The following is a 13,813-nucleotide window of genomic DNA, read 5'->3' as shown; positions in this document are numbered from 1 at the left end:
CCATGAACCTCTCCTTACGACGCCGACTGCCCCTCGTGGGACTCCTGGTGGCCGTCTGCCTCGGCACCCTGGCACCCGCCGCCGGCGCGGCCCCGGCTCCCACCGTCTCCGACCCCGCCCGTGAACTCGCCCGCACGGCCCAGCCGCTGACCGACCTGCGCCCGCTCGACCGGATGATCGGCTCGGCCAAGGTCGTCGGGATCGGCGAGGCCACCCACAGCTCGGCCGAGTTCTTCACCACCAGGCACCGGATCTTCGAACACCTCGTGGAGCGCCGGGGCTTCACCACCTTCGCCCTGGAGGCCAACTGGTCCACCGGGCTCCTCGTCGACGAGTGGGTCCGCACCGGCCGCGGCGACATCCGGGCCATCATGCGGGACGAGTTCCAGGAGTCGTACCGCCTCTGGAACACCGAGGAGTACCTCGACCTGTTCCGCTGGATGCGGCGGCACAACCAGCTCCACCCCGGCCATCAGGTCCGCTTCATGGGCAACGACCTCGGCTACGCGGGCGCGAACCTCTTCGACGAGGTCACCTCGTACGTGGCCCGCACCCACCCCGCGCTCCTCCCCCGCTTCCAGGAGCTGTACCGGGCCTCGCGGCCCACGGGCGAGGTGCGGACGTGGATGCAGGGGTACATGGCCAGGCCGCTCCCCGAACGGCGGCGGATGGCCGACGAGGTGAACACAGCCCTCGCGCTCCTGGAGCGCCGGCGTCCCGCCCAGGACGCACGCGCGCGCGAGGACGCGGCGTGGGCGGTCCAGCACGCGCGGGCCATCGCCCAGGTCGGCACCGAGTACGCGCACGACGTCCTCTCGGACACGGGGCTCGCCGAAGCGATGCTCTACCGGGACCGGATCATGGCCGAGAACACCGTCTGGTGGCAGCGGCGGACCGGCGACCGGATCGTGCTCGCCGCGCACAACATGCACGTCGGCTACGAGACCGCGAAGGCGGACCAGTACCCGCGCGTGCAGGGCGCCTTCCTCCGGGACGCACTCGGCCGGGACTACGTGACCGTCGGCACCTCGTTCGGGCAGGGCTCCTTCAACGCGCACGACACCGGGGCGCCGGGCGAACCGCTCCGGTCCTTCACCGTCGGCACCCTCGGCCCCGACAGCAGCGCCCACACCCTGGACCGGGTCTCGCCGGGCCCCTTCTACCTGGACATGCGGCGCGCGACACCGGCGGCCCGTGACTGGCTCGGCATCCCTCGGCCGAGCCGGACCATCGGGACCGCGTACCCCTGGCCGGGTGCCGAGGCCCCGGTCCGGCTCTCCACCGCGTACGACCTCCTGCTCCACTTCCCCCGGATCACGGCGGCCCGGGTGCGCTGAGGCCGTCCCGCACGTCTGGACGGGGCCGTGCGCGGGCATGCTGGCCATGGAGCCGCCGCCCGCGCACGGGGCGCACTCGGTGTCGCGGCCCCCTCGACGTGGAGGGACGGTCGGGCCGTGACCGGGATGAGTGTGGAGCCGTACCGGGAGATCACCTTCGACAAGGAGGGCGAAGGACCGCCGGGGCAGTCCGCGGCCCTCGTCGCACTGGCCCGCCAGGGCGTCACCGATCTGGTGGTGTTCGCGCACGGATGGAACAGCTCCCCTTCCGGCGCGACCCGTCTCTGCTCCGACTTCTTCGCTCCCTTCCCCGGTCTCCTCGCCCCCGGCGTCGAGGCCGGGTACGCGGGGGTGATCTGGCCGTCGATGATGTTCACCGGTGAGCCGGTGCCCGACTACCGGGCCCTCGTGACGGTCCTCCCGGAGAAGGAACCGGTCCTCGACCGGCTCACGGAGCTCCTCGTGACGGCGCCCGCCGACGAGGGCGCGTTCGCCGAGTTCGGGGCGCTGCTGCGGGAGTTGACGGACGTGGCCGACGGGGGTGTCCTGGCGGGCGCCGCCGGGCCCCGGGAGCCGGTGCCGGAGTTCCTGGTGGCGGACACGGTGGAGGTCTGCGCCCTGTTCACGGAGGCGCTCGAGACGGAGACCGTCCCGGCGGAGGGCTTCGGCCTCGGTGAGGGCGGTGTCCCGGCGGAGGGCTTCGGCGAGGGGCTCGGGCGGTTCTGGAAGGGCGCCAGGGAGGCCCTGCGGCAGGCCACGTACTACGTCATGAAGAAGCGGGCCGGGCGGGTCGGGGAAGCGGGTCTCGGGCCGCTGCTCGGCGAGGTCGCCCGGGCCGCACCCGGCCTGCGGGTCCATCTGGTGGGCCACAGCATGGGCGCCCGGCTCGTCGCGTACGCGCTGAAGGGGCTGCCGTCGGGGGCCCGCCCCGTCGCCTCGGTGACGCTCCTCCAGGGCTCCTTCTCGCACTACGCGTTCGCGGGGCGGCTGCCGCACGATCCCGGGCGGTCCGGCTCGCTGCGGGACATGCAGCTGCGGGTCCGGGGGCCCGTGGTGGCCTGCTATTCGCGGCACGACACGGCGCTCCGGGTGATCTATCCGCTGGCGTCCAGGCTCGCACGCGACTCCGAGTCGTTCGGGGGCGTGCCGGGGCTGCTCGGCGCGGGCGATCCCCGCTGGGGCGCGATCGGGTACGACGGCGTCCAGGCGGTGCCGGGGACGGCGGTACGGACCCTGGCGGCGGCCCTGCGCGAGGGCGTGCCGGCCTCCGGGTGCGTGAGCGTGGACGCGGCGGAGGTGATTCTCTCGCACAGCGACATCCGCCGCCCGGAGCTGGCCCGCCTGGTGGTGTCCGCGGCCCGGGCCGGCCGCTAGGGGGTGCCTGGTCAGCGACCTGCGAGGGCTGACCGGACGCGTGGGTTCCGCCGGGCTCCAGGGGCTCCTTCCGTGCCACTGATGGCTGCCATCCGAATTTCGATGGAACACGGCGGCGCGCTCGTTCGTCCCTCTGATATCGCGGAATGACCAGCGACGGAGGTGGCGGGAGATGGCCGGTTTCCGGAGTCTCGCGAGACAGGTGCGCGATCCGGGGTGCGACATGGCGCTGCGCAGGTACTCACTGCGCAAGTGCCTGGAGCGGTTCGCGCCGTACGGGCACCGGGCGACGTGGGACCACCTGTGCCGCAGGCACAGATTCGGACCCGAGGACCGGGAGCTCGATCCCGGGCGGCTGATCGCCGCGCTCGACGAGCTGGAGGAGGCGCGGGCCGTCTGGCTCGCGTACGAGGAGGAGTTCGCCGCCCGGCGGCGGCGCGAGAAGCAGGAGGGCCTGCGCCGCCTCGGGGCGCTCGACGACTGGCACCGGCGGGTCTGGGGCGGCAACGGGGTGGTCCGGTGCGGCGATCCCGCGGTGCACCCGTCGGACCCGCTGCCGGAGGTGCTGCGGCGGCTGATCACGGCCCTGGAGCGCGGCCCCGGCGACGGCTGCCCGGTGTGCGCGGGGCCGCGGATCGAGTGGGCGGGCCCGAGTGAGGCGTACGAACCGTGGCACGGCCCGGTCTGCGGGGACTGCGGGGTGGGCGTGCCGCGCGCGGTGCTCACCTCGGGGGCGCTGGCCCGCGCCCGGGAGGAGCGGAGCCGGTCGCTGGCCTCGGCGGCGTGAGCGCGGGGGCGGACACGGCCCGGCCCCGCCGTACCGCCCGGCGTACCGGCTGGAGGCGGGGCCCTCGGGGCGTACCGGCAGGAGGCGGCCCTCAGGACGCGGGCGTACCGTCCGGGGCGGTCCTGCGTACGGGCAGCAGGCGGGAGCCCGCCATCTGTTCGCCGATGACGTCGTCGGGGTTGGACAGGACACAGGTCTCGAGCGACAGGCAGCCGCAGCCGATGCAGTCCGTCAGGTGGTCGCGGAGCCGGCCGAGTTGTTTGATGCGCTCGTCGAGTTCCGTGCGCCACGCGCCCGAGAGTCGGGCCCAGTCCTCGTTGGTCGGGGTGCGCTCCTCGGGAAGCTGGGCGAGCGCCTCGCGGATCGTGGCCAGGGGGATGCCGACCCGCTGGGCGGCCCGGACGAAGGCGACCCGGCGCAGGGTGTCGCGGCCGTAGCGGCGCTGGTTGCCGGCGGTGCGGCGGCTGCTGATGAGCCCCTTCGCCTCGTAGAAATGGAGGGCGGAGACGGCGGCCCCGCTACGGGCGGAGAGCTGGCCGACGGTGAGCTCGTGGATCTTCTCTGGAATCTGCGGCACCCCGCGACCCTACTGGTCCGTTGACAGCGCCCCCCTCACCCCCACATGCTGAGCAAGCGCTTAGATACCGACCATTGGGTATGCCGTACCAGAAGGGATCAGGAGACATGGCCGAGCCGAGGATCTTCACCTCCGCCGACGAGCTGCGCGCGGGAATCGGCGAGCAGTTGGGACACAGCGACTGGCTGGAGGTCGACCAGAAGCGGATCGACCTCTTCGCGGAGGCGACCGGGGACCACCAGTGGATCCACGTGGACCCGGAGCGCGCCGCCTCCGGCCCCTTCGGCACGACGATCGCGCACGGCTATCTGACCCTGTCGCTGCTGCCGCTGTTCGTCCCGCAGGTGCTGCGGGTCGAGGGCATGAAGATGGGCATCAACTACGGCACGGAGAAGGTGCGTTTCCCCGCGCCCGTGCCGGTGGGCTCGCGGCTGCGCGCCACCGCCGTCCTGACGAAGGTCGAGGAGGCGGGCGGCGGTGTGCAGGTGACGGCCGCGGTGACCGTGGAGCGCGAGGGCGGCGACAAGCCGGTCTGCGTCGCCGAGTCGGTCTCCCGCTACTACTTCTGAACGCCGACCATCCGGAGGACGAGGTCGGCGTAGAGCGCGCCGACCTCGTCGGGCGTCCTGCGGCCCTGGGTGTTGAACCAGCGCGAGACGTCGATGCAGAGGGAGAGCACGGCCACCGTCGTGCCGGCGACGTCCGGCACGTCGAACTCGCCCGCCGCCACGCCCTCCTCGATGATGCGCCGCACCGCCGCGTCGGACTCCCGGCGCAGCTCGACGATCTCGGCGCGGTGCTCGGGGCCGAGGGCGTCGAGCTCGTACTGGACGACCCGGGCCGTGGTGTGGCGCTCGGCGTGCCAGCGGACGAAGGAGCGGACGGCGTCGGCGAGGCGCTCGGCGGCGGTGCCGGGGCCGTCGGCCGAGGCCCGGAGGATCTCCAGGGCCTTGTCGTGACCGATCCGGCTGATCCGGTGGAGCAGCTCTTCCTTGGTCTTGTAGTGGATGTAGAGCGCGGCGGGGCTCATCCCGGCGCGGCCCGCGATGTCCCGGGTGGTCGTGGCGTGGTAGCCCCGCTCGGCGAACGCCTCGACGGCGGCCACAAGCAGCCGCCGGGCGGCCTCGGGCGTGACCTCGCCCCAGGGCATGTCCTCGGCCCCGGGCGTCTCCTCCGCCACGCTCATCCCGCACTCCTTCTCGACCCCGTCAGGACGAACACCATACAACGAGGGTGAGCAAGCGCTTAGATCCTGGCCGGTCAGAGCTTCTGGAAGGGGTCGTGCTCGGCGAGGAGCTTCTCGAGGCGGGCCTGGTCGACCCGGCTGACGATCTGGCCGGCCTCCTGGCGGTCGCGGACGACCTTGGCGAGCGTGAACGCCGAGGTCGTGAGGTAGAGGACCGCGACGGCGAGGAAGGCGCGCACCCAGGCGCTGGCCTCCAGCTGGAAGATCCCGATGGCCACGGCCGCGAGGGCGATCCCGAAGGAGAGGACGGCCTGCATGTAGTAGGCGGCGGTGTTCTGCTGCTTGACGGCTGTGTCGCTCATGAGGACAGCATCGGCCGGATGTGGCGGGTGCCACATCCGTCCGCGTACTCATCGACGTACTCAGAAACGGGGAGGTGGAAGCCGGGCGTCAGAAGGCCGAGACCCCGGTCAGCGCCCGTCCGATGATGAGCTTCTGGATCTGGCTCGTGCCCTCGTACAGGGTCATCACACGGGCGTCGCGGAGGAGCTTGCCGACCGGGTACTCGTCGATGTAGCCGTAGCCCCCGAAGACCTGGAGGGCGTTGTTCGCGGCGCGGACGGCGGCCTCGGAGGCGTACAGCTTCGCCTTGGAGGCGGCGGTCGCGAACTCCTGGCCCCGGTCGATCAGGTCGGCGACCCGCCAGGTGAGCAGCCGGGCGGCGTCCACGTCCACGGCGATGTCGCTGATGAGCTCCTGGACGAGCTGGTACGAGGCGATGGGCTTTCCGAACTGCTCGCGCTCCCCCGCGTACCGCACGGCGGCGTCGAGGGCGGCCTGGGCGATGCCGACGCAGCCGGCGGCGACGGACATGCGGCCCTTGGCGAGGGCGGACATGGCGACGGTGAAGCCCTTGCCCTCGGGGCCGAGCATCGCGTCGGCCGGGACGCGGACGTCCTCGAGGACCAGTTCGGCGGTGGCCTGGCCGCGCAGGCCGAGCTTGCCGTGGACGGGGCGGCGGGTGAGACCGGGGGTGTCGGTGGGGACCAGGAAGGCGGAGACGCCCTTGTGGCCGGGGGTGTCGTTGGTGCGGGCGAAGAGCAGCACGACATCGGCCCAGGTGCCGTTGGTGATGAACATCTTGGTGCCGTTCACGACGTAGTCGTCCCCGTCCCGCACGGCCCGGGTGGCGAGGTTCCCCGCGTCGGATCCGGTGCCGGGCTCGGTGAGGCCGAAGCAGCCGAGTGCCTCGCCGGCGGCGAGCCGGGGCAGCCAGGCGCGCTTCTGCTCCTCGCTGCCCCAGGAGGCGATCGTCTTGGCGACCAGGCCGAGGGAGACGGAGACGATGCCGCGCACCGAGGAGTCGCCGCGTCCGAGCTCCTCGGTCACGAGGCAGTACGCGAGGTGGTCGCCGCCGGAGCCGCCGTACTCCTCCGGGAGCGTGAGCCCGAGGAAGCCGACGTCGCCGAGCTTCTTCAGGAGCCCCCGGTCCACCTCCTCCGCGCGGTCCCACTCCACGGCGTGCGGGGTCACCTCGCGGGCGACGAAGTCCTCGGCGAGCCGCCGTACGGCGTCCTGCTCCTCGCTCAGTGCCAGATCCACCGTGTCACCCCTCACCCGGGTCGCCGCCCGGCCGCTCGTTAATTACCACTGCTAGTTTTCAGGTGCAGGCCTACTATGTGCGCCATGGCCCGACCGCGCAAGCCCCTGCTCAGCCGAGACCGCATCGTCGAGGCGGCGGGCGCGCTCGTCGACGCGGAAGGGCTCGGCGCGCTCTCCACGCGCCGGCTCGCGGCCGAGCTCGGGGTGAGCGGGCCCTCGCTCTACAACCACTTCCGCACGAAGGACGAGATCCTCGACGCCGTCGCCGACGCGGTGAGCGCGAAGATCGACCTGTCGATGTTCGCGGAGGGCGACGACCGCGACTGGCTCACGGCGCTGCACGACTGGGCCGTCTCCTACCGCGCCGCCCTCGCCGACCACCCGCACATCGTCCCGGTCCTCGCGCAGGGCCCCGGCCGCCGCCCGGCGGGCCTGCGGGTCGCGGACGCCGTCTTCGGCGCGATGGTCCGCGCGGGGTGGCCGCCGGCCCAGGCCACCTCCATCGGCGCGCTGATGCGGTACTTCATCACCGGCTCCGCGCTCGGCTCCTTCGCCCGCGGCTTCGTCGACGACGAATCGGCCTACGACCCGGCCGACTACCCCCACCTCGGCCAGGCCCACCTCCTCGCGGAGCACCGCCAGAAGGTCGACGAAGGCGCCTTCTCCACGGGCCTGCGGGCCCTCCTGGACGGCCTGCGGCTCCAGTACGAGGCACTCGCCCCCCGACCCGGGAACCCTCTCGACACGTCGGCCGCCGCCGAAGCATGAGGGGCCGGCGGCCCGGGAAACCCACTCAACAGTTCGGCCGCCGCCGAAGCGTGAGTGCGGGAAGCTGGGCTCATGGCAGCCAGTGACCTCGCCGCGCTCGCGGCGCTCCTCGCGGACGAGACCCGCGCCGCGTTCCTGCTCGCCCTGCTCGACGGCCGGGCCTGGACCGCCGGGGAACTCGCCCGGCACGCGGGCGTGGCGCCGTCCACCGCCAGCGAGCACCTCGGAAAGCTCGTCGCCGGCGGGGTCCTCGCGGAGGAACGGCAGGGGCGCCACCGGTACGTACGCCTGGCCGACCCCGGCATCGCGCACCTCGTGGAGGACCTGGCCGCCCGCTCCGAGCCGGCGGTGGCCCCGCCGCCCCGCTCGCTGCGGGCCGCGAGCGCCGGCCGGGCGATGGCCAGGGGGCGGACCTGCTACGACCACCTCGCCGGACGGCTCGGCATCGTCGTCACCGAGGCGATGACCGCGCGCGGACTGCTGCGCCAGGACACCGGGTTCGCGCTCACGGACCGGGGCCTGGCCTGGTTCGACGAGCTGGGCGTTCCCCTCGTACGCCGGGGGCGACGGCCCGTCGCGCGCGGCTGCCTCGACTGGACCGAGCGGCGTCCGCACCTGGCGGGGGTCGCGGGCGCCGCGCTGTGCCGGCACGCGCTGGACGCGGGGTGGTGCGTACGGATCGGGTCGGAGCGGGCGGTGAAGGTGACCGCGGAGGGCGAGAGCGCACTGCACGCGTCCCTCGGAATCACGGCGGCGGAGCTGCGGTGAGCCGGGGGCCGGGGATATTGCGGTGAGGGCCGAAGCGTTCGCGTCCTACGGTCGGGCCATGCAGAAGCAATCCTCCCGGCTCGCCCTCGCCGCCGCCGGTGTCACCGTCGTCCTGTGGGCCTCCGCGTTCGTCTCCATCCGCAGCGCCGGGGCGGCCTACTCCCCCGGCGCCCTCGCGCTCGGGCGGCTGCTCGCGGGGGCCCTCGTCCTCGGGGCCGTCCTCCTCGTCCGGCGGGAGGGGCTGCCGCCCCGGGCCGCCTGGCCGGGGATCGTGGTCTCGGGCCTGCTCTGGTTCGGGGTCTACATGGTGGCGCTCAACTGGGGCGAACAGGAGGTCGACGCGGGAACGGCGGCGATGGTGGTGAACATCGGGCCCGTCCTGATCGCCCTGCTCGGCGCCCGCTTCCTCAAGGAGTCGCTGCCGCCGAGGCTGCTCGCGGGCATGGCGGTGTCCTTCGCGGGCGCCGTGGCCGTGGGCCTCTCGATGTCCCGCGACTCCTCCGGCGGCCACGCCTCGGTGCTCGGGGTGCTGCTCTGCCTCGTGGCGGCGGTGGCGTACGCGGGCGGGGTCGTGGCGCAGAAGCCGGCGCTCGCGCACGGCAGCGCGCTCCAGGTGACGACCTTCGGGTGCCTGGTGGGGGCGGTGGCCTGTCTGCCCTTCGCGGGGCAGCTGATCGACGAGGCGGGCCGCGCCCCGCTGTCGGCGACCCTGAACATGGTCTATCTGGGCGTGTTCCCGACCGCGCTCGCGTTCACGACCTGGGCCTACGCCCTGGCGCGTACGACCGCGGGAAGGATGGGCGCCACGACGTACGCCGTACCCGCTCTCGTCGTCCTCCTCGCCTGGCTGCTCCTGGGTGAGCTGCCGGGACTCCTCACCCTCGCCGGGGGTGCGCTGTGTCTGGCCGGTGTGGCTGTTTCCCGCTCACGGCCGCGGTCTGCCTCCGCGGCCGGAACGGCCGGATCCACCTGACAGGCCATACCCCCGGTTCCGGTCACTTCGCGGACGGCCGGCGCGGGGCGACCCCCCGCGACCTGGGGAGGAGACGGCCGTCAAGCCCCCGTTTCGGCCCCGCGGACCAGAACGTACGTTTCATGGCCGCTCGGCCGGATAGTTTCGAGTCGGTCACAGGCGTGGGCCGGAACATAACGCTCCGGCACCTTCTGGCAAGCCGACGGGGGAGCGACTCATGGCGATACAGCAGCGGGCGGAACGCACGAGACAGGAAATCCTGTCGGCGGCCGCGAGGGTGTTCGACGGGTTGGGGTACGAGCGGGCGTCCCTCGCCAGGATCGCCGGCGAGGCCCGGGTGACGACCGGGGCGCTCGTCTTCCACTTCGCGACGAAGGCGGATCTGGCGACGGCGGTCCGCGGACGGGCCCGTGCCGTCACCCGGATCACGGTCGAGTCGGCCTGTCTGTCCACCGAAGGGGTGGGCGGCACCGCGATCGACAAGTTAGTCATCGCCACGCACGCGCTGATCCGGCTCTTCGAGACGGATCCCATGGCGCGTGCGGGCGAACGACTCGCACGGGAACTGCAGTTGACCGACCCCTCCCTCTCCCGCGACTGCCCCTGGCGGCGCGAGGTGGCGCGCCTGGCCCGTTACGCGGCGGCCGAGCAGGCCTTCCGCCCCGGCGTGGACGCGGCGGCTGTCGCGGCGCTCATCGGCTATGTGATCACCGGGGTCGAACTGGAGATGCGCTGCCCCCGCACGCCGGCGGACGAGCTCTGGTCCGTCGAGGAGTCCCTCACCACCGAGAGCGGCGTTCTGCACTGCCCTGCCGAACAACGGCTCGGGAGCATCTGGGAGTTGATCCTCCCCGGCCTGGTCCACCCGGCCGGGGACCCCGCTCGGCGGCTTGGCCTGGTCCCGCCGGGCGCGGGCCAGCACGGCGCGTAGCAAGAGACCACTCGGGGGGCGGGCCCCCGGGCACCTGGAACCCCGGCCCGCCGGAGCCCGCCCGTACGGCGCCGGCCTCGGGGCACCTGGCCCCGCCGTACCCCCGTACCCCAGCCCTTCCCTCACGCCCCCGAGCGCAGCAGGTGGCGGGCGAAGTCCGCCAGGGCTCGGCCGATGCGCTCGGTCGACAGGCCGAGTTCCTGACGCTGGAACTGGAAGAGCTCGGGTGACAGCGGCCCGAGTGCGATGTCGATCATCGGGTCCGGGTCCCGGACCCCGTGGTCGACGAGCAGGATGCGGACATGGACGCGCCAGAAGCCGTAGGCGCCCGTCCGGAAGCGCGCGGGGCCGGTCTCCGCCCCGAGCGCCAGCGGCAGATGCCGTTCGAGCAGGTCGAGCATCGCGAGGTAGAACGCGGCGAGCCGCTCCCCCGCGGGGGCCCCGGGGCCCAGCGGGGGCGGGCCGTAGATGAGCTGCCCCTGGAGCCGGCGCTCGTGCTCGTCGAGGAGCGCGACGGCGACCGACGACGGGTCGGGGAAGCTCCGGTAGAGCGTGGCGCGACCCACCCCGGCGGCCTTGGCGATCTTGTCCATGGTGACCGAGCGCGGGTCCTGCTCGGCGAAGAGCCGTTCGGCCGCGGACAGGATCTGGGCACGGTTGCGTTCCGCGTCCGCGCGTCGGCGCGGGGCGACCGGCTGCTCCTCGGCCGCCTGGAGATCGCCGAGGAGCCCGCCGACCCGGTGCACGGAGGCGGCCCCATGTCCGCGCTGCTCGTCGTCGCTCATGGACCAGACCTTACTTCCCCCAGAGCTAAGTGGACACCTTGTCCGCTTGGCGTCTCCCGTGGCATGCTAACCGGACTCAGTGTCCACTTAACCGCTCACCATCCCGCCCCCAGGGAGATCAAGATGCACACCGCGCTTCTCGCCGCGGCCCTGCTGGTCGGCTGCCTCCTGGCCGTCCAGGCCTCGGTGAACCTCCAGCTCAACTCGGCCGTCGGCACTCCGTACGGCGCCTCGACCATCCAGCTCGGCGTCGCGACCGGTCTGCTGACCGTGCTCGCGGTGGTGGCCGGAGCACTCGGCGCGCTCGGCAAGCTGCCCGACGTCGAGCCCTGGCAGCTCCTGGGCGGACTGGCCAGTCCGCTCTACATCACCAGCGGCATCCTGCTCTTCCCGCGGCTCGGAGCCCTCGCCGCCGTAGGGCTCTTCGTCACCGGCCAGATGTTCGCCTCGCTCGCGCTCGACCTCTTCGGCCTCCTCGGCCTGGAGCGGAAGGACCTCAGCGCCGGGATCGTCATCGGCGCCCTCGCCGTGCTGGCCGGCATCGTCGTGATCATCCGGGGCATGAAGGCCGCCGCCCCTCCCGGCGCCCCCAAGATGTCGGGCGCGGGCCGCGCCGGCTGGCTCGCCCTCGGCATCGTCGCCGGCGCCGTGCTGCCGGTGCAGGGCGCGGTCAACGCCCAGCTGCGCGCCCAGCTCAAGGAGCCCATCACCGTCGCCGTGATCAGCTTCGCCGTCGCGACCTTCACCATCGCCGTCGTCCTGCTCGTGCTCTACGCGACCCGGCGCACCCCCAAGCCGAAGATCGCTCCGCTGAAGAAGATGCCCTGGTGGGGCTGGCTCGGTGGCGCCTGCGCCGCCGCCTATGTCACCGGCACCTTCCTGCTCATCCCCTCCATCGGGGCGGCGGTGACCATCGCGCTCACCGTGACCGGCCAGCAGCTGACCTCGGCGCTGATCGACCACAAGGGCCTGTTCAAGCTCCCCCAGCGCTCCCTCACCAAGCCGCGCGCCCTGGGCCTCGGCCTGCTGATCGCCGGCTCCCTGACCATCCAGCTCGTCTGACCCGGCCCGCCGGCTCCCCGGGGAGCGCCCGGGGACACGGCCCGCTCGGTGCGTCATGAAAGGTGTGTCATGAAAGCGTCCTACACCGCCGGGCCGGACATCCACGTCCTCCCCTCGGCGCTGCCCATACCGGGGCTCGGCGACCAGCCGGTCAACGCCTTCCTCGTACGGTCCCGCCAACCGATCCTGGTGGACACCGGCATGCCCGTGGACCGGGAGGAGTTCCTGGACTCCCTCTGGTCGCTGATCGACCCGGCGGATCTGCGCTGGATCGTCGTCACCCACGACGACCGCGACCACACCGGCGCCCTCGCCGCCGCCCTGGCGGCCGCGCCGCGCGCGAAGGTGCTCGCCAACGCGATATCGGTGACGCGCATATCGGAGGAGTTCAGCATTCCGGAGGGCCGGGTGGTGACCGCGAACCCGGGAAGCCGGGTGAAAGTCGGGGACCGTGAGCTGAGTTTTCACCGGCCGCCCACTTTTGATTCACCGGGAACACTCGCCGTGTTCGACCATTCCGATGGAACGCTCTACAGCTCCGACAGTTTCGGGACCGTCGTCGAGGAAATACAGCAGGAGTTCACCGAACTTTCCGAGGAGGATTTCTTCCACGGCTTCGACGTCCTGAACCGTGCGATAGCCCCGTGGACCACGCTGGTCGACGAGGCGAAGTTCCTCCGGCCGGTGCGCGAGCTGGCCGCCCTGCGTCCCGCGCGACTGCTGAGCGCCCATGGGCCGACCGTCCGCGAGGCGGCCGTACCGCGGCTCTTCGACGCGATGGCCCGCATCCCCTCCCTGCCCGCCTGGCTGCCGGACGCCGACCTCGATCTCGAGGCGGCGCTCGACGCCGTCGAGTCACCCGCCGGCTGAGCCCCGCTCCGCCGCACACGAACCGAGGAGAACCATGTACGACCCGACCACCGCCGATCTGACCCCGCCGCGCGGAGTCATCACCGTCTTCTCCGACATCTGGTGTTCCTTCGCGCACATCGCCGTGCACCGGCTGCACGCCACCCGGGCCCGGCTCGGCCTCGAGGAGCAGGTCTCCTTCGACCTGCGCGCCTTCCCCCTCGAACTGCTCAACGACGCCCCGAGCCCGCGCCCGGGCACGGACAGCGAGGTCGCCCGGATGGCGAGCCTCGAGCCGTCCGCCGGCTGGCAGCTGTGGCAGGCCAAGGACTGGCTCTACCCCTCGACGACCCTGCCCGCCCTGGAGGCGGTGCTCGCCGCCAAGGAGCAGAGCCTGAAGGCCTCCGAGCAGCTCGACCTCGGCCTTCGCCGGGCCTTCTGGGCCGAGTCGCGCTGCATCAGCCACCGCAAGGTGATCCTGGACGTGGCCGCGGACACCGGAGCGGTCGACGTCGACGCCCTCACCGAGGCGCTCGACGACGGGCGCGCGCGCCGGGCGCTCGCGGACCAGGCCGCGCAGTCCGCGACCGACCGGATCAACTGCAGCCCCCATCTGTTCCTGCCCGACGGCTCCGACCAGGCCAACCCCGGTGTCGACGTGGGCTGGGAGGGCTCGTACGGCATCGGCTGGCCGGTGATCCACTCGGACGACCCGAAGGTATACGAGGACATCCTCCTGAAGGCCGCCACTGAATAGTTGAAAACGCCGCCAAAAGCGGCGGACGATACGCGAACGACGGCCAGGCATTCCTTT

Annotated in this window: 16 protein-coding genes; 11 read left to right on the top strand and 5 right to left on the bottom strand. The window is 72.8% G+C overall.

Annotation, left to right across the window (positions count from 1 at the left end):
• The first annotated feature begins 2 nt into the window (after positions 1 to 2).
• The 3 genes from ACZ4VK_RS20445 (at position 3) to ACZ4VK_RS20435 (ending at position 3,498) form a co-directional block, all read left to right on the top strand.
• Positions 3 to 1,337: an erythromycin esterase family protein gene (locus tag ACZ4VK_RS20445; protein ID WP_468353827.1), complete on the top strand. Its 1,335-nt coding sequence runs from the start codon at positions 3 to 5 to the stop codon at positions 1,335 to 1,337.
• A gap of 126 nt (positions 1,338 to 1,463) precedes the next feature.
• A complete protein-coding gene (locus tag ACZ4VK_RS20440; protein WP_468354331.1) occupies positions 1,464 to 2,711 on the top strand; it encodes a serine-threonine protein kinase in 1,248 nt (415 codons plus the stop codon).
• Between the two features lie 172 nt (positions 2,712 to 2,883).
• Entirely contained in the window at positions 2,884 to 3,498 is a 615-nt protein-coding gene (locus ACZ4VK_RS20435; protein WP_468353825.1) for a hypothetical protein, read from the top strand.
• Positions 3,499 to 3,589: 91 nt separating this feature from the next.
• Here the strand turns inward: ACZ4VK_RS20435 and soxR are convergent, their stop codons facing one another.
• Positions 3,590 to 4,075, bottom strand: coding sequence for a redox-sensitive transcriptional activator SoxR (gene soxR, locus ACZ4VK_RS20430; protein ID WP_468353823.1), 486 nt, complete (start codon positions 4,073 to 4,075; stop codon positions 3,590 to 3,592).
• 107 nt (positions 4,076 to 4,182) lie between these two features.
• Between soxR and ACZ4VK_RS20425 the strand changes: the two genes are divergently transcribed.
• Positions 4,183 to 4,644, top strand: coding sequence for a MaoC family dehydratase (locus ACZ4VK_RS20425; RefSeq protein ID WP_468353821.1), 462 nt, complete (start codon positions 4,183 to 4,185; stop codon positions 4,642 to 4,644).
• Here the strand turns inward: ACZ4VK_RS20425 and ACZ4VK_RS20420 are convergent.
• From ACZ4VK_RS20420 to ACZ4VK_RS20410, 3 genes are all read right to left on the bottom strand, one after another.
• The gene (locus tag ACZ4VK_RS20420) at positions 4,635 to 5,261 is read right to left on the bottom strand and encodes a TetR/AcrR family transcriptional regulator (RefSeq protein WP_468353819.1); all 627 of its coding nucleotides are present in this window, start codon (positions 5,259 to 5,261) and stop codon (positions 4,635 to 4,637) included. The genes ACZ4VK_RS20425 and ACZ4VK_RS20420 overlap by 10 nt on opposite strands.
• Before the next feature lie 74 nt (positions 5,262 to 5,335).
• Positions 5,336 to 5,623, bottom strand: a complete 288-nt coding sequence (locus ACZ4VK_RS20415; RefSeq protein WP_468353817.1) for a YiaA/YiaB family inner membrane protein — start codon at positions 5,621 to 5,623, stop codon at positions 5,336 to 5,338.
• Between the two features lie 88 nt (positions 5,624 to 5,711).
• A complete protein-coding gene (locus tag ACZ4VK_RS20410; RefSeq protein WP_468353815.1) occupies positions 5,712 to 6,863 on the bottom strand; it encodes an acyl-CoA dehydrogenase family protein in 1,152 nt (383 codons plus the stop codon).
• Positions 6,864 to 6,947: 84 nt separating this feature from the next.
• Here ACZ4VK_RS20410 and ACZ4VK_RS20405 point away from each other — a divergent pair, with 84 nt between their 5' ends.
• From ACZ4VK_RS20405 to ACZ4VK_RS20390, 4 genes are all read left to right on the top strand, one after another.
• Positions 6,948 to 7,631 carry a TetR/AcrR family transcriptional regulator gene (locus ACZ4VK_RS20405; protein WP_468353813.1) on the top strand — a complete coding sequence of 228 codons (684 nt, stop codon included), beginning with the start codon at positions 6,948 to 6,950 and terminating at the stop codon, positions 7,629 to 7,631.
• 72 nt (positions 7,632 to 7,703) lie between these two features.
• Complete coding sequence (locus ACZ4VK_RS20400) at positions 7,704 to 8,399, top strand: ArsR/SmtB family transcription factor (RefSeq protein ID WP_468353811.1); 696 nt, start codon at positions 7,704 to 7,706, stop codon at positions 8,397 to 8,399.
• Between the two features lie 58 nt (positions 8,400 to 8,457).
• Positions 8,458 to 9,372, top strand: a complete 915-nt coding sequence (locus ACZ4VK_RS20395) for a DMT family transporter (RefSeq protein ID WP_468353809.1) — start codon at positions 8,458 to 8,460, stop codon at positions 9,370 to 9,372.
• 217 nt (positions 9,373 to 9,589) lie between these two features.
• A complete protein-coding gene (locus ACZ4VK_RS20390; protein WP_468353807.1) occupies positions 9,590 to 10,303 on the top strand; it encodes a TetR family transcriptional regulator in 714 nt (237 codons plus the stop codon).
• 122 nt (positions 10,304 to 10,425) lie between these two features.
• On the opposite strand, the gene ACZ4VK_RS20385 is transcribed toward ACZ4VK_RS20390, so the two are convergent.
• Complete coding sequence (locus ACZ4VK_RS20385) at positions 10,426 to 11,088, bottom strand: TetR/AcrR family transcriptional regulator (protein WP_468353805.1); 663 nt, start codon at positions 11,086 to 11,088, stop codon at positions 10,426 to 10,428.
• Between the two features lie 123 nt (positions 11,089 to 11,211).
• On the opposite strand from ACZ4VK_RS20385, the gene ACZ4VK_RS20380 reads away from it, so the two are divergent.
• From ACZ4VK_RS20380 to ACZ4VK_RS20370, 3 genes are all read left to right on the top strand, one after another.
• Positions 11,212 to 12,150: a DMT family transporter gene (locus ACZ4VK_RS20380; protein WP_468353803.1), complete on the top strand. Its 939-nt coding sequence runs from the start codon at positions 11,212 to 11,214 to the stop codon at positions 12,148 to 12,150.
• 69 nt (positions 12,151 to 12,219) lie between these two features.
• Positions 12,220 to 13,020: an oxygen-binding di-iron domain-containing protein gene (locus ACZ4VK_RS20375; RefSeq protein ID WP_468353801.1), complete on the top strand. Its 801-nt coding sequence runs from the start codon at positions 12,220 to 12,222 to the stop codon at positions 13,018 to 13,020.
• 34 nt (positions 13,021 to 13,054) lie between these two features.
• Positions 13,055 to 13,756, top strand: coding sequence for a DsbA family oxidoreductase (locus ACZ4VK_RS20370; RefSeq protein WP_468353799.1), 702 nt, complete (start codon positions 13,055 to 13,057; stop codon positions 13,754 to 13,756).
• Positions 13,757 to 13,813 lie beyond the last annotated feature (57 nt).

It is taken from the genome of Streptomyces sp. NPDC028711 (genome assembly GCF_055565415.1).
Note: the sequence above shows the minus strand (reverse complement) of the source record. Positions and strands in the feature narration are given on the sequence as shown.